This window comes from Rhodococcoides navarretei, assembly GCF_038069675.1.
Classification (GTDB): Bacteria; Actinomycetota; Actinomycetes; order Mycobacteriales; family Mycobacteriaceae; genus Rhodococcoides; species Rhodococcoides navarretei.
The window spans coordinates 1,454,578-1,472,711 of the sequence record NZ_JBBPCN010000001.1; the positions used below are offsets into that span (position 1 = coordinate 1,454,578).

General features: G+C 65.1%; 18 protein-coding genes and 1 pseudogene. 8 read left to right on the plus strand and 11 right to left on the minus strand.

Going from position 1 to position 18,134, the window contains the following annotated elements; all coding sequences use genetic code 11:
• The first annotated feature begins 12 nt into the window (after window positions 1-12).
• Both AABD04_RS07160 and AABD04_RS07165 read left to right on the plus strand, forming a co-directional pair.
• Entirely contained in the window at window positions 13-1,479 is a 1,467-nt protein-coding gene (locus AABD04_RS07160; protein WP_243595521.1) for a dihydroorotase, read from the plus strand.
• On the plus strand, window positions 1,476-2,666 hold the full coding sequence (locus AABD04_RS07165) for a CaiB/BaiF CoA transferase family protein (protein WP_341440666.1): 1,191 nt from the start codon (window positions 1,476-1,478) through the stop codon (window positions 2,664-2,666). Before AABD04_RS07160 ends, AABD04_RS07165 begins: the two co-directional genes overlap by 4 nt.
• Before the next feature lie 40 nt (window positions 2,667-2,706).
• Here the strand turns inward: AABD04_RS07165 and AABD04_RS07170 are convergent, their stop codons facing one another.
• Both AABD04_RS07170 and AABD04_RS07175 read right to left on the minus strand, forming a co-directional pair.
• Window positions 2,707-3,633: an ABC transporter substrate-binding protein gene (locus AABD04_RS07170; RefSeq protein ID WP_341442981.1), complete on the minus strand. Its 927-nt coding sequence runs from the start codon at window positions 3,631-3,633 to the stop codon at window positions 2,707-2,709.
• Window positions 3,634-3,708: 75 nt separating this feature from the next.
• Window positions 3,709-6,012, minus strand: coding sequence for an excinuclease ABC subunit UvrA (locus AABD04_RS07175; RefSeq protein ID WP_341440667.1), 2,304 nt, complete (start codon window positions 6,010-6,012; stop codon window positions 3,709-3,711).
• 173 nt (window positions 6,013-6,185) lie between these two features.
• On the opposite strand from AABD04_RS07175, the gene AABD04_RS07180 reads away from it, so the two are divergent.
• The gene (locus AABD04_RS07180) at window positions 6,186-6,641 is read left to right on the plus strand and encodes a PASTA domain-containing protein (RefSeq protein ID WP_243595518.1); all 456 of its coding nucleotides are present in this window, start codon (window positions 6,186-6,188) and stop codon (window positions 6,639-6,641) included.
• Between the two features lies 1 nt (window position 6,642).
• Here the strand turns inward: AABD04_RS07180 and AABD04_RS07185 are convergent, their stop codons facing one another.
• Entirely contained in the window at window positions 6,643-7,182 is a 540-nt protein-coding gene (locus AABD04_RS07185) for a DUF2231 domain-containing protein (RefSeq protein WP_243595517.1), read from the minus strand.
• 89 nt (window positions 7,183-7,271) lie between these two features.
• On the opposite strand from AABD04_RS07185, the gene AABD04_RS07190 reads away from it, so the two are divergent.
• On the plus strand, window positions 7,272-8,768 hold the full coding sequence (locus AABD04_RS07190) for an acyl-CoA synthetase (RefSeq protein ID WP_341440668.1): 1,497 nt from the start codon (window positions 7,272-7,274) through the stop codon (window positions 8,766-8,768).
• A gap of 7 nt (window positions 8,769-8,775) precedes the next feature.
• Here the strand turns inward: AABD04_RS07190 and AABD04_RS07195 are convergent, their stop codons facing one another.
• The 3 genes and pseudogenes from AABD04_RS07195 to AABD04_RS07205 form a co-directional block, all read right to left on the minus strand.
• Complete coding sequence (locus AABD04_RS07195) at window positions 8,776-10,611, minus strand: HNH endonuclease (RefSeq protein ID WP_341440669.1); 1,836 nt, start codon at window positions 10,609-10,611, stop codon at window positions 8,776-8,778.
• Between the two features lie 46 nt (window positions 10,612-10,657).
• Entirely contained in the window at window positions 10,658-10,909 is a 252-nt protein-coding gene (locus tag AABD04_RS07200) for a DUF3253 domain-containing protein (protein ID WP_243595553.1), read from the minus strand.
• Window positions 10,910-10,924: 15 nt separating this feature from the next.
• Window positions 10,925-11,098 (minus strand): annotated as a pseudogene (locus AABD04_RS07205) (DUF2256 domain-containing protein); the annotation flags it as partial.
• Between AABD04_RS07205 and AABD04_RS07210 the strand changes: the two are divergent.
• Window positions 11,076-11,642, plus strand: coding sequence for a peptide deformylase (locus tag AABD04_RS07210; protein WP_243610930.1), 567 nt, complete (start codon window positions 11,076-11,078; stop codon window positions 11,640-11,642). The pseudogene AABD04_RS07205 and the gene AABD04_RS07210 sit on opposite strands and share 23 nt — an antisense overlap.
• Here the strand turns inward: AABD04_RS07210 and AABD04_RS07215 are convergent, their stop codons facing one another.
• Together AABD04_RS07215 and AABD04_RS07220 are read right to left on the minus strand one after the other, a co-directional pair.
• Window positions 11,643-12,080, minus strand: coding sequence for a hypothetical protein (locus AABD04_RS07215; protein WP_243610931.1), 438 nt, complete (start codon window positions 12,078-12,080; stop codon window positions 11,643-11,645).
• The gene (locus AABD04_RS07220) at window positions 12,080-12,412 is read right to left on the minus strand and encodes a hypothetical protein (RefSeq protein WP_243595512.1); all 333 of its coding nucleotides are present in this window, start codon (window positions 12,410-12,412) and stop codon (window positions 12,080-12,082) included. Before AABD04_RS07220 ends, AABD04_RS07215 begins: the two co-directional genes overlap by 1 nt.
• 107 nt (window positions 12,413-12,519) lie before the next feature.
• Between AABD04_RS07220 and AABD04_RS07225 the strand changes: the two genes are divergently transcribed.
• Together AABD04_RS07225 and AABD04_RS07230 are read left to right on the plus strand one after the other, a co-directional pair.
• Entirely contained in the window at window positions 12,520-12,933 is a 414-nt protein-coding gene (locus AABD04_RS07225) for a DUF6992 family protein (protein ID WP_243610932.1), read from the plus strand.
• A 142-nt stretch (window positions 12,934-13,075) separates the two neighbouring features.
• The gene (locus AABD04_RS07230; RefSeq protein WP_243595510.1) at window positions 13,076-14,344 is read left to right on the plus strand and encodes a DUF4185 domain-containing protein; all 1,269 of its coding nucleotides are present in this window, start codon (window positions 13,076-13,078) and stop codon (window positions 14,342-14,344) included.
• Here AABD04_RS07230 and AABD04_RS07235 read toward each other — a convergent pair.
• Window positions 14,277-14,939: a hypothetical protein gene (locus tag AABD04_RS07235; RefSeq protein WP_341440670.1), complete on the minus strand. Its 663-nt coding sequence runs from the start codon at window positions 14,937-14,939 to the stop codon at window positions 14,277-14,279. The two genes, AABD04_RS07230 and AABD04_RS07235, sit on opposite strands and share 68 nt — an antisense overlap.
• The gene (locus AABD04_RS07240; protein ID WP_243595508.1) at window positions 14,936-15,892 is read right to left on the minus strand and encodes a hypothetical protein; all 957 of its coding nucleotides are present in this window, start codon (window positions 15,890-15,892) and stop codon (window positions 14,936-14,938) included. The genes AABD04_RS07235 and AABD04_RS07240 overlap by 4 nt, the downstream gene beginning before the upstream one ends.
• 250 nt (window positions 15,893-16,142) lie before the next feature.
• Between AABD04_RS07240 and AABD04_RS07245 the strand changes: the two genes are divergently transcribed.
• Window positions 16,143-17,507 (plus strand): acetamidase/formamidase family protein, encoded by a 1,365-nt coding sequence (locus AABD04_RS07245; RefSeq protein ID WP_341440671.1) that lies wholly within the window; start codon window positions 16,143-16,145, stop codon window positions 17,505-17,507.
• A 15-nt stretch (window positions 17,508-17,522) separates the two neighbouring features.
• Here AABD04_RS07245 and AABD04_RS07250 read toward each other — a convergent pair whose 3' ends face one another.
• Window positions 17,523-18,116, minus strand: a complete 594-nt coding sequence (locus AABD04_RS07250) for a TetR/AcrR family transcriptional regulator (RefSeq protein WP_341440672.1) — start codon at window positions 18,114-18,116, stop codon at window positions 17,523-17,525.
• Window positions 18,117-18,134 lie beyond the last annotated feature (18 nt).

Below are 18,134 nucleotides of genomic sequence, written 5' to 3' on the forward strand. Positions count from 1 at the left end.
GAAAGGACAACCATGTCAACGCTCTTGATCACCAATGCGCGCGTAGTTCGTGCAGGATCCGATGCCCCCGACGAGGGCGAATTTCTGGACCTGCTCATCGAAGACGGCAAGTTCACCCGAATCGAAGCGAACATCGATGCCTCCGCGGCGGACACCGTCGTCGACGCAGCAGGCAAGATCGCGTTTCCAGGCGTCGTCGATGCGCACCAGCACTGGGGTATCTACAACTCGCTCGGTGAGGATGCCGAGACCGAGTCGCGGGCGTGCGTCCAGGGCGGCGTGACCACGTCGCTGTCCTACATGCGGACCGGCCAGTACTACATGAACACCGGCGGTTCCTACGCTGATGTGTTCCCCAAGGTCCTCGAGGCCACCGAGGGACGACCCTACGTCGATTACGCGTACCACCTCGCGCCGATGTCGAAGGAACACATCGACGAAATCCCCTCGCTCATCGCCGACCACGGCGTCACATCGTTCAAGATCTTCATGTTCTACGGTAGCCACGGGCTCCACGGCCGGTCCACCGATCAGAGCGAGTTCCTCATGACGCCCGAGGGGGAGCGCTACGACTTGGCGCACTTCGAGTTCGTCATGCGCGGCATCCAGGCTGCCCGTGAGCAGATGGGCGACAAGGCCGATCACATCTCGCTGTCGCTGCACTGCGAGACCGCCGAGATCATGAGCGCGTACACCAAGATCGTCGAGGAGGAGGGCACCCTCGAGGGCCTCGCCGCATACAGCGCGTCGCGGCCACCGCATTCCGAGGGCCTCGCCGTCACCATCGCGTCGTTCCTCGCAGACGAGACGCAGCTGCCCAACATCAATTTGCTGCATCTGTCGTCGCGCAAGGCTCTGACCGCGGCGATGCGGATGGCGAAGGCATTCCCGCACGTCAACTTTCGCCGCGAGGTCACCATCGGGCACCTGCTGGCCGATATCGACACCGCCTACGGACTCGGTGGCAAGGTCAACCCGCCGTTGCGTCCGCGTGACGACGTCGAAGCGCTGTGGGAGCACCTGCTCGCCGGCGACATCGATTGGGTCGTCAGCGATCACGCGTGCTGCAAGGACGAGAAGAAGTTCGCCGAGGACCGCGGCGACATCTTCGCCGCGAAGTCCGGCTTCGGCGGTGCCGAGTACCTGCTCCCGGGACTGGTCAGCGAAGGACGCAAGCGCGGCCTGAGCTGGCGTCGCATCGCCGAGCTGACCTCGCTCAACCCGGCCCGACGCTACGGGCTGCCGGGCAAGGGAGACATCGCCGTCGGTATGGACGCAGACGTCGCCCTCATCGACCCCGATCACACCTGGACCGTCCGGCCTGAGGATTCCGAGTCGGCGCAGGAGTACACACCGTTCGAGGGATTCGAGCTCGGGGCCAAGGTGACCGACACGTTCGTCCGTGGTCAGCGGGTACTCGCCGACGGTGCCGTCGCCGGTGCGCCGGCAGGCCGCTACCTGCACCGTCCGTACCTGTGACGGGCCCGCTCGAGGGCATCAGAGTTCTCGATATCTCGACGATCCTCGCCGGCCCTCTCGTCGCGCAGATCCTCGGCGATTTCGGGGCGGAGGTCATCAAGATCGAGCACCCCACCAAGCCCGACGGTATGCGCGGACACGGCCTGGACAAGGACGGTCACCCGCTGTGGTGGACGATGATCGGTCGAAACAAGCGAACGATGACTCTCGACCTCGGAAATGCACAGGGCGGAGCACTCTTTCGTCGTCTCGCCGCCGAAGCCGACGTGGTGGTCGAGAACTTCCGGCCGGGAACCCTCGAACGCTGGGGACTGGGATACGACGTGCTGTCCGAGCTCAATCCGGGTCTGATCCTGTTGCGTGTCACGGGTTTCGGTCAGACCGGGCCGTACGCCACCCGGCCGGCCTTCGGGACGCTCGTCGAATCGATGAGTGGCTTTGCGCATCTGACCGGTGAAGCAGACGGACCGCCGACGCTTCCTGCGTTCGGACTGGCCGATTCCCTCGCCGGGATCGCCGGCTCGTCGGCGGTGTCCATGGCCCTGCTGCACCGAACCAACAACGGCGGTCAGGGTCAGCAGATCGACCTGGATCTGTTGAGCCCGATCATGGCCGCGGTCGGGCCGGGCGTCATCTACGCCGACCAGTTGGGGATCGATCAGGAACGCACGGGCAATCGGTCGAGCAACAATGCGCCCCGCAACCTGTACAAGACCGCGGACGGTCATTGGTTGGCGATCTCCACGAGCGCCAATTCGATCGCTGAGCGCGTGCTGGTCCTGGTGGGCCACCCCGAGGTGCTCGACGAACCATGGTTCGCCACCGGGCGTCAGCGCGCCGCCCACGCGGATCTGCTGGACGAGTACGTCGGCGGGTGGATCGGCGAGCGGACGAAAGACGTGGTGATCGACGAGTTCGAAAAGGCAGGCGCGGCAGTCGCTCCCGTCTACAAGCCGAGCGACCTGTTGTCCGATCCACAGGTCAACGCCATCGAGATGGTGACGACCGTCGAGGACGACGACCTCGGTCCGGTGCGCATGCAGAACGTCATGTGGCGGATGGGTGGTAGCCCCGGAAGCATCAGACACACCGGACGCAAGCACGGTGCCGACACCGATGAGGTGCTGACCGAAATCGGGTGCAGCGCCGACGAGATCGAGGCCATGCACCGCGACAGCATCGTCTAGAGCGCGGCGGGTGATCGCAGTGTTCGGTCACCCGCCGAGTTCACACCGGAATCTGTTGCACCACAGCGGCGACGGCTTCCACCTGGTCTGCGATGCGTGGGCCCCACCGACTCGACAGGTCCTCGTCCATCGGGAAGATCCTGCCGTCTCGGACGGCGGTCATCGAACCCCACCCCGGCCGAGCGGCGACGGATTCGGCTGTCACGCCGCAGCATTGGGCGTCGGCGAGGAACACGATATCGGGATCCGTGGTGATCACCGTTTCGGCGGACAGTTGTGGGTAGTCGCCCGCATCGGAGCCGTCGGCGATGCTCTCGAGGCCGAACAGTCCGTAGATTTGGCCGACGAAGCTCTGGCTGGACACGGTGTACAGCGTGTCGTCGAGTTCGTGGAAGTACGTCAGCGGCTGATCACGATCCGGAACGCTCGCCACGGCAGCGTCGATCCGGGACCGCATCTGGGCGACCACCGCATCGCCGTCGGCGTCGTGCCCGGTGGCATCCGCGACGCGTTCGATCTGCGAGTACGCGTCGTCGAGGCTCGTCGCGGCCGGAACCAGCAGCGTCGGAATGCCGGCCTCGGCCAGAGTGGACGTCACGAGGCCGAGGTCGGTGGAGGTGATGACCAGGTCCGGGTCGTACGCGACGATCGCCTCGAGACTCGGCGTGAACGCCGACAGCCCGGTCTTCGGTGCGTCGGCGGGATAGTCCGACTGATCGTCGACGGCCGCCACCTGCTCACCCGCGCCGACGGCGTACAGGGTCTCCGTCGCCGTCGGGCTCAGCGAGACGATCGAACGAGGCATCGCGTCGATGGTGACGGTCCCGCCGTCCGGGCCCGACGCGATCGTCCTCGGAAACTCCCCGCTCGACGCCGCGGCCGAGGTGGTGGTCGGCGGGGAGTCCGCCGTCGTGCCGCCGCAACCGGTCGCGACCAGCGCGACGACCGCGAACCCGGCTGAGATCATTCGTGCCGATCGACGCTGCACTGCCACTCCTGTGTTTCCGGTGTCTCTTCCAGCGCCAACACTATCGGGTCGCGGTCAGCGGCCCAGGCTCCGTGCCAGGTACGTGCCGGTGTGGGTGTCGGAGAGCACCAACTCGTCGACGGTGCCGGTGAAGGTGATCAGCCCGCCGTTGTGCCCGCCGTCGGGGCCGAGGTCGATGACCCAGTCGGCGGCGGCGATGACGTCGAGGTTGTGTTCGATGACGATCACCGACCTGCCCTCGTCGACCATCCCGGACAGCAACGCGATCAGGTTCGACACGTCCGACGGGTGCAGACCGGTCGTCGGCTCGTCGAGAACCAGCACCGGTGACGACCCGACCAATTCGGTGGCGAGCTTGAGCCGTTGACGTTCGCCGCCGGAGAGGGACGACAGGTTCTGGCCGAGTGAGAGGTAGCCGAGGCCGACGTCCCGGCACCGACGGAGGATGTCGCGGATCTTCTTGACCTCGAAGAAGTCCTGCGCGTCCTCGACGGACATCTCGAAGATGTCGGCGATGCTGATGCCGTCGACGGTGTGCCGGATCGCGCCCGATCGGAACCGCCTGCCCTGGCAAGTTTCACACGTGCTCGTCACCGGGTCGGTGAACCCGAGATCGGTGAAGATGACGCCACCGCCCTGGCAGTCGGGGCACGCACCGTCGGAGTTGGGGGAGAACAGTGACGGCGGCTGCCCGGTCTTCTTGGCGAAGTAGGCGCGGATCGGATCGAGCAGTCCGGTGTAGGTCGCGGGGGAGGAACGACGCGAACCGCGGATGGGTGCCTGGTCGATGATGACGGCGTCCGGCGCGGACTCGCGAAGGTGGCCGTGGATGAGGCTGGACTTGCCGGAGCCCGCGACACCGGTGACGGCCGTCAGGACTCCGAGCGGAATGTCGACGCTGACGTCGCGCAGGTTGTGGGTGCTCGCTCCGGTGATGCTCAGCCAGCCCGATGGCGGACGGGGAGTGCGTAGTTCGACGCTTTCGCGCCGCAGCGCGGATCCGGTACGGGTGTCGGCGCGGCGCAGTTCGTCGTAGGTGCCCTCGAACACGACTGTGCCGCCGGCCTTTCCGGCACCGGGGCCGATCTCGACGATGCGGTCGGCGATGGCCATGACCTCGGGATCGTGCTCGACGACGAGGACGGTGTTGCCCTTGTCGCGCAGCGCGAGCAACATGTCGTCGAGGCGGTGGACGTCGCGGGGGTGGAGCCCGGTGGTCGGTTCGTCGAAGACGTAGAGCATGTCGTTGAGGGTTGCTCCGAGGTGCCGCACCATCTTGATGCGCTGCGATTCACCGCCCGACAGCGACGACGTTGTGCGGTCCAGGCTGAGATAGCCGAGACCGAGATCGACGAGTCGTCGCAGCTGCGTGACGATTTCGGCGGTGACGCTGCCCAGGACCGTGATCCGCCAGCCGTCGATGCGGTCGGCGAGTTCGGAGACCTGCATCGCGAACGCGTCGGGCAAGGACAGTCCTTCGAGGGTGGCACCGCGGATGGTCTCGTTGTATCGAGAGCCGCCGCAGGCCTCGCAGGTGCCGCGGGTGACGATGCGCTCGAACGCGAGCTTGGCTTTGCCTTTGAGTGCGTCGGCGTCCTTCGCCAGGTAGCTGCGCCGGAACCTGGACACGATCCCCTCGTAACTCTTCATGACGGCGTCGGGATTCATCACCTCGACCTCGCCGGGCTTGGCGTCGAAGAAAATGTGGCGCTCACGGGCGGAGTACTGCTCGATCGGGATGTCGAGGTCGAACAGGCCCGAGTCGGCGAACACTCGGTACGGCCATTTGCCGACCTCGAAGTCCGGATGCTTGAACGGCCCCTCGCGCAAGGACTTCGACTCGTCCACCAGCTCGCGGAGGTCTACGACCTTCGCCTCGCCGAGCCCCTCGCATTCGAGGCACATTCCGGCGGGGTCGTTGAACGAGAACGCATTGGCATAGCCGATGCTCGGCGTGACGGCGCGGGACCAGAGCATGCGTAGCCAGTCGCCGATGTCGGTGATGGTGCCGACCGTCGATCGCGGGCCACCGAACAGACGCTTCTGATCGACGATCACGACGGCCGACAGGTTGGCGATCAGATCGGCGTCGGGCCGACCGTAGGACGGGAGAAACGTCTGAGCGAACGCGGTGAACGTGGAGTTGATCTGCCGTTGTGCTTCGGCGGCGATGGTGTCGAAGACGAGCGACGACTTGCCCGAACCGGAGACGCCCGCGAACACGACGAGCGAGCGTTTGGGGAGGTCTAGGTTCACGTCGCGGAGATTGTTCTCGCGGGCTCCACGAACGATGATGGTGGACAGTTCGTCTGCAGGTGTCGGTGTATCGATCGAGATCGTCGGCTGGGCTGGAGTCATTGCGTTCGAGTCGCCTTTCGCCGCCCCCGACGCTGGTTCGCCCGGGACCGACGCAGTCTACCGTACGGCGTACGGAAATGCGCTGAGAGCGCCCGCCGTAACAGACTTACCGGTCTGACGATCTCTCATGGGCACCGGTTGCAACAGGCTGTCGGTCGTGTCGAGAGGTATTCATGACGAGCAGCAGTCGTTTCCGCGTGCGATCGGCCATCGTGCTCGCCCTTCCTGTGTTCGTCCTCGCGGGCTGCGGATCTGCGGACTCCGCCGAACCCGAGGTTCGAACCGAAGTGCGGACTGTGACCGTGGACGCGACCCCAGCCACGACCGCGCCGACGGCTTCCGAGCGAATTGTCCTTCCGGACACCACCGCGCCCGAACCGCCCGCCGCGGAGCCCGTCCTCGTTGCCATGCCTCCGGTCGTGTGTATGAATCTGCAGACTGCCCAGAATACGATTCAGGCTGCAGGAGTCTTCTACTCCCGGAGCAACGATGCGTCCGGTGCGAGCCGGATGCAGGTCAACGACTCGAACTGGATTGTCGTAGCGCAGGATCCACCCGCAGGGACTCTCATCGGTGAGGGGGATGCACTGCTGTCCGCGGTGAAGATCGGTGAGCCGAACAATTGCTGATCTACCGGCGAATGTTGTGCTTGCCTGCCGGAGCCGGTTCTTGCTCGGTGGAGCTGTAGGCGAGGTGACCTCCGATGAGGCCGCCGACGCTCGCTGCCGCCAGGCCTGCCGCAGCCAGGGCCTTGGCAACACCGTCGGTGTGCTTGCGGCGTCGTAGGTAGGAGCCGAGGAACAGGAATACGCCGGTCGCGTTCGAGGCCGCGTGGATCATCCCGACCCGTCGTTGGCGCGTGTTCATCGTCGACCAGTCGGCCCAACCGGTGGCGATGGCTGCCGGCGCGGACGCCAGCCCGACGGAGATGACGAGCTTGCTCGCCCTCGATTGGTGATTGAGCAGGTCGAGGGCAACGGCGCTGGTCCAGCTACCGATGGTGACGTTGACGAGTGCCGGGTGAATGGGGTGACCGATCCATCGCCCACGGAGCGCCCCACCGATCGCGCTGTCGTCGAGTGCGGGCTCGAGAACGCCGTTGATGGCGTTGCCGGTTCCGTCGAGGAACGATGCCGATTCGAGGCTGTCGAGTGCTTGTTTGAGTGTCATACCGGGGCGAATGCCCCACTGGGGATGCGCGAACCGTAAGGGCAGCCAAACACGGGACGAGATGCTTGGACGTCCTATAACGTCGGGTGATGAGCAGCGGAACACGAGTGAACACCGTCGACGGCGTCCTGCGACGGTCGGCCGCGAAATTCCCCGATCGTCTCGCCGTGACGTTCGAGGGACGCAGTCACACCTACAAGGAACTCGATACCGCGGTTACCCGCGCCGCCCGCCGGCTGATCGCGTTGGGATTGAACAAGGGTGACCGTGTGGCGGCGTACGGCGTCAACTCGGATGCGTACGTCGTTGCGTTCCTTGCTTGTGCGCGAGCCGGATTGGTGCACGTTCCGATCAACTACGCGCTGGTGGGCGAAGAACTGCAGTACTTGCTCGATCAGTCGGGCTCCCGCGTGGTTCTCGTGGATCCGGCGTTGACGGCCACCCTCGACTCCGTTCGTGGAGACCTGATGATCGAGCACGTGGTCTCCCTTCCCGATGTACTGGGCACAGACGGTGACGGCTCCGAACTCGAACCCGCCGCCGATTCGACCGACCTCGCTCAGTTGCTCTACACCTCCGGAACGACGTCGAAACCCAAGGGCGCGATGATGTCTCATGGCGCGCTCGTCGCGGAATACGTCTCGTGCGTCATCGCGCTCGGGTTCACTCGGGACGACGATCCTCTACTCGTGATGCCGATGTATCACTCGGCGGGGATGCACGTGTTCATGCTGCCCTACCTGTCGGTGGGTGCCACGGTCCGCTTGATGCGCAGGCCCGACGTTCCGGAGATCCTGCGCCGCATCGAAGAGGAGAAGATCAAGTCTCTGTTCCTGGCACCGACGGTGTGGGTTCCGCTCGCCAATCACCCCGACCTGGCCACGCGCGACCTCTCGTCGCTGAAGAAGGCGCAGTACGGGTCTTCGATCATGCCTGTCACCGTGCTGACTCGGCTACGTGACCGGTACCCGGACATCGAGTTCTACAACTGTTTTGGGCAGTCCGAGATCGGCCCGCTGGCAACGGTATTGCAGCCCGAGGAGCACGAGGCGCGGCCGGCATCGTGCGGACGTGCGGTGTTCTTCGTCGAAACCCGCGTCGTCGATGCCGACGGCAACGATGTGCCGGACGGCGAGCCCGGCGAGATCCTCTACCGTTCCCCTCAGTTGTGCGACGGCTACTGGGGCAAGCCGGAGGCGACGGCAGATGCGTTCTCGGACGGGTGGTTTCATTCCGGTGACCTGGTGACCCGTGATGCCGAGGGGTTCATCACCGTGGTCGATCGGATCAAGGACGTGATCAACACCGGCGGCATTCTCGTCGCGTCGCGCGAGGTGGAGGATGCGATCTACACCCATCCGGCGGTCGCCGAGGTCGCGGTGATCGGGACCCCCGACGACAAGTGGATCGAGGCGGTGACGGCCGTCGTCGTTCTGAAGGACGGAAGTGAGTTGTCGTCGGAGGTCTTGATCGACCATGTGAAGGGTCGGATAGCGCCGTTCAAGGTGCCCAAGACCGTCGCGTTCGTCGACGAATTGCCGCGCAATCAGAGCGGAAAATTGCTCAAGCGTGAGCTGCGCAGTTGACCTGTTGTCAGGCTGCGCGACGTTTTCGTCGGTGGTAGCTGGGGATGGGTCGCCTTGTGGGGTCGATGGATTCGGGTGGGATGGCGTAGGGGTGTCCATCGTCGCCCATGAGTAGCTGCCAGTCGCCGTGGTGGACGAGGCGGTGGCATTCTCCGCAGACCAGCGCAAGGTTGTTCAGGTCGGTGCGGCCGCCGTGTTCCCAGAATCTGACGTGGTGGGCTTGGCACCACTGTGCGGGGCGGCCGCACATCACGCAGCAGGTGTCGCGGATGGTCAGAGCGATGCGCTGGTCGTCGGAGGCGAGTCTGGTGGTTCGTCCGAGCGCGAGTGGAACGCCGTTGTGGTCGACGATGACAGGGGTCAGGTCGGCGTCACAGGTGACGAGTTCGGCGAGGGAGCGACTGATCGGGCCGGTCCAGTCGAAGTGGAACGGCCAGTCCGCGTCGCCCGGCTCGGGAGCCGGGTTCTTCCTGGCATCGCCACCACCGGCATCGCTGCGACCGCCACGACCGGGACCGGCGTTGGAGTCACCGGTTCGTGAGTTGTCGGCGGTAACAGCACTGCTCCCGCCCACACGGTGATCGGCGGTGCCACGACCGGGACCGGCGTTGGCATCGCCGGTTCGTGAGTTGTCGGCGGTAACAGCACTGCTCCCGCCCACACGGTGATCGGCGGTGCCACGACCGGGACCGGCGTTGGAGTCACCGGTTCGTGAGTTGTCGCCGGTAACAGCACTGCTCCCGCTGGTACGGGCACCGCCCGCTCCGCGATCGGGGCCCTCGTTGCCGCCGCCATTGGCACGATCGGGACTGGCACCGCCGCCGGTTCGTGAGTTGTCGCCGGTAGCGCCGGCGATGTGTGTCGCCGAACCCGTTGTAGCGCTCCCGGATTGCTTCTCTCCGCGGTCCCTGAGCAAGTCTCGCAGCGGAACGATCAGGTGCACCGACGCCCGCGACCCACCCGCCGACCCGCGGCTGCCGCGTAGGTGTCGGTCGAGAATGTGATCGAGTGCATCGGCCCGGCGCTTCGACGGACCACGTGGATCGCGCTCACCACCGTGGCCCGGGCGCGGAGCGGTCAACCCCGACAACGCGGTGAGCAGCTTCTCGGCCACCATCAGGTCGACGTTGCCGCCCAGCTGGAAGCGGCCATTGGCCAGAGGATGAACGTCGAAACGGTTCAGGTCCGGGTTCTCCGACACCGGCCGCGGTGCAGGAGTCGGCGGAACAGGCTCCGGTGCAGGCGGTTCCGGATCGGGCAGCCTGTCGGTGGACGTCGCTGAATGATCGCTCTGCCCCGCCTGGTCTCGACGCTCCTGCTCCCGCTTTTCCTGCTCTCGTTGTTGTTGCTCCCGTCGGTCCTTCTCGTGCCGGGCCCGAGCGTCCTCCGCCGCAGAGTGCGCCAGCGCTTGCGCACGTGAGGTGACCTGACCGGCGGTGCTGCGCATCGCGGTGTCGAGGAGTTCGGCGACGATTGCGTCGCGTCGATGCTCGTCGAGGGTGGGGTCGGCCAGCAGGACGACGTCGTAGCCCTCGGCGATCGCGGCGGCATGCGCGGCGTGGATCTCACCGCAGGCGAGGGCGTCGAGCACGGTGTGGTGATCGTGCAGCCAGTACCCCAGTGCGTTCTGGCGGACGGCTGATCCGTCGGTGATCCGAACCGACCGGGCGTACCAGCGGGTCACGGACGAGTGGCCGAGCTTCATCGCCAATCCGCGTCGGTCGATCTCGGCCAGCAGAGTCAATCTGGTTGCAGCAAGCGCATTCTCGTGGGAAGTCGCGTCGGCGAGCGCGGAGACCAATTCCTTGTCCCCGAGCCCGAACACATCCCCCCATGTCTTCACCCCACGAAAGCTATACCCACCCACCGACACGTTTCTGCAGCGCAGGTCAGCGCTTCCACCGGATGCGGATGGGCCCCTTCGCGGTCGATGGATCGACGACGGAACCCTTCTGTGTGATCTCGACTTCTCCCGCGTCGACCATGCGTCGAGCTGCGCGGCGGACCGGCTCCATCAAGTCGCGCCACCCGTCGTCGGACAGCGCTCGTGCGACGTCGGAGGGGCAGATCGTGGCGTCACGAGATCGGGCGTCGAGCAGGGTCCTGATCTTGTCCTCGAGTTCCTTGTCTGTGGTGCTCACCTTGTGTCGCCGGCATGTGTCGCTGCAGTACTTGATGTCATCCCAGTTCTTCTCCCACTTCTTGCGCCATTCGATTCTCCGTCCGCACGATGCGCAAACCTTGTCCGCTGGGTGCGCCGTGGGGGAGCGACGGGAGTGAGCCATGCTTCGACAGTAACCTCGTCGCATGGCGATTCGACCCATCCTCATTGCCGGCGACCCGCGGCTGACGACCTATGCCGTTCCCGTCGCCGAGTTCGATGCGGCACTGGCGGCGTTCGTGGACGATCTCTTCGAGACCAACACCGCCGCGCACGGTGCCGGTCTCGCCGCCAATCAGGTCGGTGACCCGCGGGCGGTGTTCGTCTACGACCTGAACGACGGCGGAGTGCGTCACCGCGGGCACGTGGTCAATCCAGTGCTCGAGACGTCGGCGATCCCGGAGACGATGCCCGACCCCGAGGACACCGAAGGGTGTCTGTCGGTTCCGGGGGAGCGGTACCCCACGGGACGCGCCGAGTGGGCCCGCGTCACCGGCGTCGATGTGGAGGGCGATCCGGTGACGGTCGAGGGCCACGGCTACCTGGCTCGGTGTCTCCAACACGAGTGCGACCATCTGGCCGGTCACCTGTACCTCGACCGCCTGATCGGCCGCAATCAGCGCGCCGCCAAGAAGATGATCAAATCCATGGGATGGGTCGAACCAGGCAACAGTTGGCTGCCCGGATCCGACTCCGACCCGTTCGGTTGGTGATCAGCAGGCCCCGGTGACAGCGCAGGCCGTCGATCGTTCGAGTTTCCAGCGGCCATCCGACACGACGAAGTCGATGGTCGTAGGTTGCCCCAGTGAGGCTCCTGTCGCCGCGACCCGGTCGGGCGAAACAGTGGAAACGTGGTCGAAGATCACCTCCGACACGATTCCCCCGCTGTCGAAGACCGCGGCGTTTTCCTCCGCCGATCCTTCGAGCGCGTCGGCGCGGTCGCCTCGTTCGGCGGTGCCATCGAACACGGTGCGAAAGATCGCGGTCGTATCCTCCGGGGTGGGGATGGCGGTGGCTGCGACCGCTGAGGGAGGCAGCGGGAACGACGTCGGCGTCACGTCGACCACCTCGACCTGCGGCTCGGGTTCCGTTGCCGCGCAACCGGTAAGAGTGAGGAGCGCCAGTCCGCACAGTGCACGGCCGACGAACATCAGAAGGGGTTGTAGACGTAGAGCATCCGGTAGTTCCACTCCGACGACCCGGCCGGGATTCGGATCTCCGTCAGGGCTCGGCCGTTCTGGGAGCACCAGCTCTGACCGTGGAACGACGAGCAATCGATCTGCACGCTCGTGCCGAACGGGCTGACGATCAACGACTTGGTGCTCGCTGCACCGTATGCCGCCGGGTCGAAGGCGCTCACGAAGTTCGCGGTCGAATCCTTGGGCCCGAACGGGTTGTCGTCGGGAGCTGCGGAGGCTGTCGGCGCGACGAGCACTGCGCCGCCGATCGCCAACGCGACTCCGGCGAGGATCTTCTTCAGCATGGTGGCTCCGTTCGTTTCGAGCACGAATTTTCAGTGCTCATGGGATCGGCCGCAACCGACCGCGCGTTACGAACCGGCCTTCCCTCGAACGCGGCACACTGGAGACCATGACAGCACTCGAAGCCCCCATCGTCGCCCAGCGGCTCGGCCGTCGTCTCACGGTGTGGGGCGGTGGAAGTGCGCTCGTCGGAACGGTGTTGGCGTTGCGCGGGTCGTCGCCTGCCTGGCGGGCGTTCGGTCAGCAGACCGCCGGGTGGGGAGCAATCGATGTGGCCATTGCCGCCGCGGGGGCGCTCAACTCCTCGGTCCCGACGTCCAAGAGCTTGAGCAAGCTGCTGTGGATCAATGCAGGTCTCGACGTTCTCTACATCGCGACCGGTGCGCACATCGCCGTCAGGAAGCCTCGGTTCGGCGGCCGGATCACCGCTGACCAGGCGCTGGGCCACGGAGCTGCCGTCGTCGTGCAGGGTGCTGCGCTTCTCGCTCTGGACACGACTCACGCGCGCATGATCGCCGACTAATCACACGAGTGTCATTCTCGCCGTAGGCGTTTTGTCAAGTACCGACGCGCCCGATTTGTTGCGTGTTCGGTAGATTTGCGTAACACTCGTCCCATCAGTCACATCAGTATCGTGGGTCACACGGGAAACGGTGGGTTCGTTAATGCGTGTACGTAGTCGGCAGATCGCTGTCGGGGCTGTCCTGGCACTGGCAGTGAGCGGACTCAGCGCTCTCACCGCGCCTACCGTCTCGGCCGAACCCTGCGGTGGTCTCGGTGGGCCGGGTTCGTCGCCGCTGTTCGGATCCTCGGGCAGCGCGGGGATGTCGGGCAAGAATCCCCAGGGGCCGCAGGGGCCTCTCCCTCGGATCACCGGCAATACGCAGAGCATTGCCTGGGTCACCGGTCCGCAGAGCGTGAACAACACCTACGACGACCTCGCGATGTCCGGCACCGACCTGGGTATCAGTTGGGACAACGGTGCCGGCCAGATCTTGATGGCGTTCGGAGACACGTTCGGGGACTGCTCCTCCGGCAACGCGCAGTGGCGCAGCAACGCCCTCTTTCGTTCGGACAAGGCATCGACGAACCTGGCGCAGGGCATCGAGATCGGTCCAGCCAACCCAGCGGACAACACCTCCGGTGCGGTCGTGCGAGCCGACAATCCCAGGTACGCAGCCGAAATCATCGCGAGCGCCAAACTGCCGACCGTCGAGGACACGACGATCCCCACGGCGGCCATCGCGATCGGCAACACCCAGTACATCAACTACATGTCGGTGCAGAGCTGGGGCACACCAGGACGCTGGATCACGAACTACTCCGCAACGGCTAAATCGACTGACAACGGCCAGAATTGGTCGACGGATCCCAAGACGATCCGCGTCAACAAGGGTGTCACCATCCCGGGCTTCACCAACGTCCACGAGAGCCAGGGCAAGTTCCAGCAGAGTGCCTACGTGCTGGGTCGCGACGGCGAGTACCTGTACCAGTTCGGCACTCCGAACGGACGATTCGGCGACGCCTTCGTCTCGCGCGTGGCACCGAACGACATCGAGAACCTCGACGCGTACGAGTACTCGACGCAGGATCCGGATCCGACGAAGCAGTGGTCGAAGAATATCGGCGACACCGTTGCCATCGTCAAGGGACCGGTCAGCGAGATGTCGGTGGCGTGGAACGACTACCTCGGCCGCTACGTGATGATGTACGGGGACGAGAACTCTCGCACATTGGTCGCTCGCACCGCCGACAATCCCGAGGGTCCGTGGAGTGCGCCGAGGACAATTCTCGACGCCGGTCAGACGGCCGGTGGTATCTATGCGCCGTTCATTCACCCGATGTCGAGCGGAAAAGACCTGTACTTCACTGCTTCTCGGTGGTCGGACTACAACGTGCTGTTGTTGAAGACGAATCTCGATGCTCTGAAGTGATCGTCCCCGATCGTTCGATGGCGGCCTGCAGGTAGGCGTCCACATCGAGGTCGATGGAGGCGGACAGTAGTCCGCGCCGGATCGTCGAAAGATACCTGCTCGACGGTTCGCCGGGCTCCCGCACGATCGAACTGGTCAGTGTGAACGCGGGCTGTCCACCGAGGTCCGGAAGTCGCAGCAGTGCATCGTATTTGCCGCGGAAGTTCTCGCCCTCGCGATCCACTGCCAGCTGCGACCACTGTCCGATGGCAAGCGTCTCCGTCGCTCCGATATCGACGGACCCGACGACGTTCTCGACCGCAGCCAGATGAGCGAACTGGCGTCGGTCGACCAGGTAGCCGTGCGCTACCGAGCGATTCGTGGCATCTACTGTTGTCGCGACGAAGGCGGATGATCCTGTCCAGCGCTTGGAGACGCCTGCGAAATACAGTGCGTGGTCGATCCACAACCACTTTTCTTCAGCAGGTAACGCAGTCGACGGCGCGGTAGGGTGCGCACCGAATTCGGAGCTGTCGTCGGATCCCGTCAGGTAGGTGAAGAACCTCTCGCGCAGCAGGTTCGACCCGTACGAGACGTACCAGAGTCGGTCGGTCACTCGGTCTCGAACAGCTGCCGGTATGCCTCGGCGAGCAGGTCGGCGGCCAGGTCGTGGTTGTGTGTCGCTGCGCCCGTGGAGTTTCCGGAGCGCATGAGCCGGGCGTTGAGGCCGTAGGCGAGGTCGTCGAACGTGTCGTCGTCGATGCCCAAGTCGACATCGACGTCTTCTTCCAGCAGTGCCCCGAGGTCGATCGACCACGACCACACACGTTCGTCACGGTACGGTCCGCGCCCAGCACTGACGGTCTCGTTGGATATCTCGAGCTGCTCGTCGGTCCGGTCGCGCGGAACATTGGTGTTGATGCGCAGGTCGAGTTCGATCGTGTCGTCGTCGTGCATGATCTCGTCTATGCGCAGCGTTTCGAAACCGCCGCACGTCAGCGTCACCAGGCGTCGAGGTCCCGTCTGGTCGGGTGCGTCGGACAGTGCCGCAATCTGCCACAGGTACTTGGTGGTGTTCGCCGGGTCGGGTATCGAGGAATTGATGTAGTCGGCCACGATGCTGCGGATGGCGGGGTACGCGATGTGGTCGGACAGTTCCCAGAATTGTTTGCGCGCCTTGCCCACGGCTGCGTCGAGCAATGTTGCCCGCTTGGCTCGTTCCTTCGGCAGTGCTGATTTCGCGCTCGGTGCCTCGCCGATCGCATCGGACTCGGCGGGGCGTTCGCGTAGGCGGGTCAGGCGCGACACGAGCTCCTGCACCTCTACCAGCTGGTCCGACGTTCCGGCCGTGAAGTCGATTGCCTCGATGTCGGTCCAGGTGTCCAGATCGGCGGCGAACCGCGCGGCGACCGAATCGGCGTAGCCGACGTGAGCCGAGCCGTCGGTGAAGTGCAGAACGTAGAGCCCGGCTCGGTGTTCCTTGGCCGCGAAGACCGTGGCGATGGATCCGGCGTCGGTGACGTCGAAGCGCTCGAAGGTGAATCCGTCGGGTGTGGAATCTGTCGGCATGGTCGTGAATCTACCGATGTGAGTGGGCAGCGCCATTCTCGCTGTCGTCGTCGAGCCGTGAACATCGTTGTCGACGATGGTGGGTTTGCCGAGTCGGTGCCTGCCGCTGTCAGCGCGATCTGGCGGGCGGCGGTCGGTGGTAGCGATCCCAGCTGAGCTGTCCCGCTGAGCACTTCGTCCGACCCGCGTTCGTAACGGCCGAGAAACACGGCGCGTCTACGTTCGAGATTCGGACACTTCAGGAGGCATCATGGCGCGGTCGATGGCGGAGCAGGCAGCGGAAACGATCACCAAGGGAATCGGGCGTCGCGGCTTCATCCAGGCGGTGGCAGCACTCGGCGCAGGCGTCGGAATTGCCGGAACGGCAGCGTGTTCTACATCCTCGACGACCACTGCGGCTGCGAGTTCATCGGCACCCGCAACTACCGCCGGCGGGATCCTTCAGCCCGGAGCGGGCGACATCTCCGGCGATCACTACCTGAGCTCGGAGGTCGACAAGGTCCTGTGGGGCTACGTGCCGACGGTCGAGTCCGAATCGGTGCTGCAGATGAAGTCCGGTGAGACGGTGACCATCGACGCGCTCAGCCATGAGGGGATTCTCGAAGACCAGGGCCGCGATCCCGTCGAATTCTTCGGTGGCGAAGGTGTTTCCGAGTCCGACGTTCTTCAGGACGCGATCGACATCGCCGGCGGATACGACCGGACGGTCCGCAACTTCGACGTCGACGGACCGCACGTGGTGACTGGCCCGGTGTTCGTCGAAGGCGCGCAGCGCGGCGACGTGCTCAAGATCGAGACGCTCGAGGCGATTCCTCGGGTCCCGTACGGCGTGGTGTCGAGCCGGCACGGCAAGGGTGCTCTTGCGGTCACCGCGTCGGGTGAGGCACCGGCGGGTATCAGCCTCGACGAGGTCATGCCACCGATCGGAAGCGACGGCAGGAAGTCGGGTGACCCGACGCAGTACGGCAACGTCTCCACGTTCACCGCCGTCGAGGACGGGCAGGGCGTGATGCGGTACGGCGATGCGTCCGTGCGCTTTCCGCTACGTCCGTTCATGGGCATGATGGGCGTTGCATTCGCCAGCGACCCAGGGTTGACGTCGCCCAATGCGAATTCGATTCCGCCGACGCTCGGCGGCGGCAACATCGATGTCGGGTTGCTCGGCGTCGGATCGACGTTCTACCTCCCGGTGTTCGCGGAGGGTGCGTTGTTCTACGTCGGCGATCCACACATGGCGATGGGCGACGGGGAGGTGGCGTTGACGGCGATGGAGGGTTCGCTACGCGGCACCTTCCGCCTCACCGTCTGCAAGGCGGGCAGCGGTGATGCCCCGTCCGTCGCGTACTCGTATCCCTTTGCCGAGAACGAGGACTCGTGGATTCCGATCGGTCTGTCCGACCCGGACGGTGCCGTCGGCGGCCAGAGCTCGGACCTGAACGCCGCCATGCGCCGCGCGGTGGTCAATGCGCTCGACTTCCTCGAGACCGATCTGGGTATGGACCGCGCGACGGCCTATGCGTACCTCTCCGCGGCCGCGAACTTCACCGTCTCGCAGGTGGTCGACAAAACGGTCGGAGTGCACGGCCAGATCTCGAAGGCGCACTTCGACCGATAGGTCACCTGGATCGAACTACGACGGCTGGGCATCGAAACCTACTGCTTTGTCGATCAATTCGCGAGCAATCCCGGCAGCGATCGGTAGCGTTTCGATGCCCAGGGCTCTGGTTCTGATGGATGCCCCGTCGAGCAGAAGCGCAAGTTGCTGACCGAGCACATCCGGGTCGTGAGCCCCAGCCATGCGTGCAAGTTCCGAAAAGTGCTGCGCAACCGACAGCTTGTACGCGCGAACGACCTCTCGTGCGGGGTGTTCCGGGTCCGCAATTTCTACGGCGGCCCGGATGAACGGGCACATCGGTGTCGGGTCGCCCGAGCTCGTCGGGTTCGGCTCGAATGCAGCCAGAATGTGCTCGCGGGGCGAGAGGTCGTTGCGTCGGAACACTCCGGGCTCGGACTGCAGGTCTTGTGTGCGTAGGCATTCGGCGACGACTTCGTCTTTGCTGCCGAAGTGTTGGTAGATCGTTCGCTTGGATACCTGTGCTTCCGCGCTGAGCATGTCCATGCCGGTGTTGTTGATGCCACGTTCTCGGAACAGTTCTCGGGCGCTGTTCAGGAGACGCTCCCGCGCCCCACGGCCACGGCGCACGCCGGTCGGGCCTGTATCCATCTGCTGCCCTCGCTCTCT

Excerpts from the sequence above, each read along its gene's own strand:
- AABD04_RS07160 (WP_243595521.1), top strand. The coding sequence starts at position 13 with ATGTCAACGCTCTTGATCACCAATGCGCGCGTAGTTCGTGCAGGATCC.
- AABD04_RS07170 (WP_341442981.1), bottom strand. The coding sequence starts at position 3,633 with ATGATCTCAGCCGGGTTCGCGGTCGTCGCGCTGGTCGCGACCGGTTGC.
- AABD04_RS07175 (WP_341440667.1), bottom strand. The coding sequence starts at position 6,012 with ATGACTCCAGCCCAGCCGACGATCTCGATCGATACACCGACACCTGCA.
- AABD04_RS07180 (WP_243595518.1), top strand. The coding sequence starts at position 6,186 with ATGACGAGCAGCAGTCGTTTCCGCGTGCGATCGGCCATCGTGCTCGCC.
- AABD04_RS07185 (WP_243595517.1), bottom strand. The coding sequence starts at position 7,182 with ATGACACTCAAACAAGCACTCGACAGCCTCGAATCGGCATCGTTCCTC.
- AABD04_RS07190 (WP_341440668.1), top strand. The coding sequence starts at position 7,272 with ATGAGCAGCGGAACACGAGTGAACACCGTCGACGGCGTCCTGCGACGG.
- AABD04_RS07210 (WP_243610930.1), top strand. The coding sequence starts at position 11,076 with ATGGCGATTCGACCCATCCTCATTGCCGGCGACCCGCGGCTGACGACC.
- AABD04_RS07215 (WP_243610931.1), bottom strand. The coding sequence starts at position 12,080 with ATGTTCGTCGGCCGTGCACTGTGCGGACTGGCGCTCCTCACTCTTACC.
- AABD04_RS07220 (WP_243595512.1), bottom strand. The coding sequence starts at position 12,412 with ATGCTGAAGAAGATCCTCGCCGGAGTCGCGTTGGCGATCGGCGGCGCA.
- AABD04_RS07225 (WP_243610932.1), top strand. The coding sequence starts at position 12,520 with ATGACAGCACTCGAAGCCCCCATCGTCGCCCAGCGGCTCGGCCGTCGT.
- AABD04_RS07230 (WP_243595510.1), top strand. The coding sequence starts at position 13,076 with ATGCGTGTACGTAGTCGGCAGATCGCTGTCGGGGCTGTCCTGGCACTG.
- AABD04_RS07240 (WP_243595508.1), bottom strand. The coding sequence starts at position 15,892 with ATGCCGACAGATTCCACACCCGACGGATTCACCTTCGAGCGCTTCGAC.
- AABD04_RS07245 (WP_341440671.1), top strand. The coding sequence starts at position 16,143 with ATGGCGCGGTCGATGGCGGAGCAGGCAGCGGAAACGATCACCAAGGGA.
- AABD04_RS07250 (WP_341440672.1), bottom strand. The coding sequence starts at position 18,116 with ATGGATACAGGCCCGACCGGCGTGCGCCGTGGCCGTGGGGCGCGGGAG.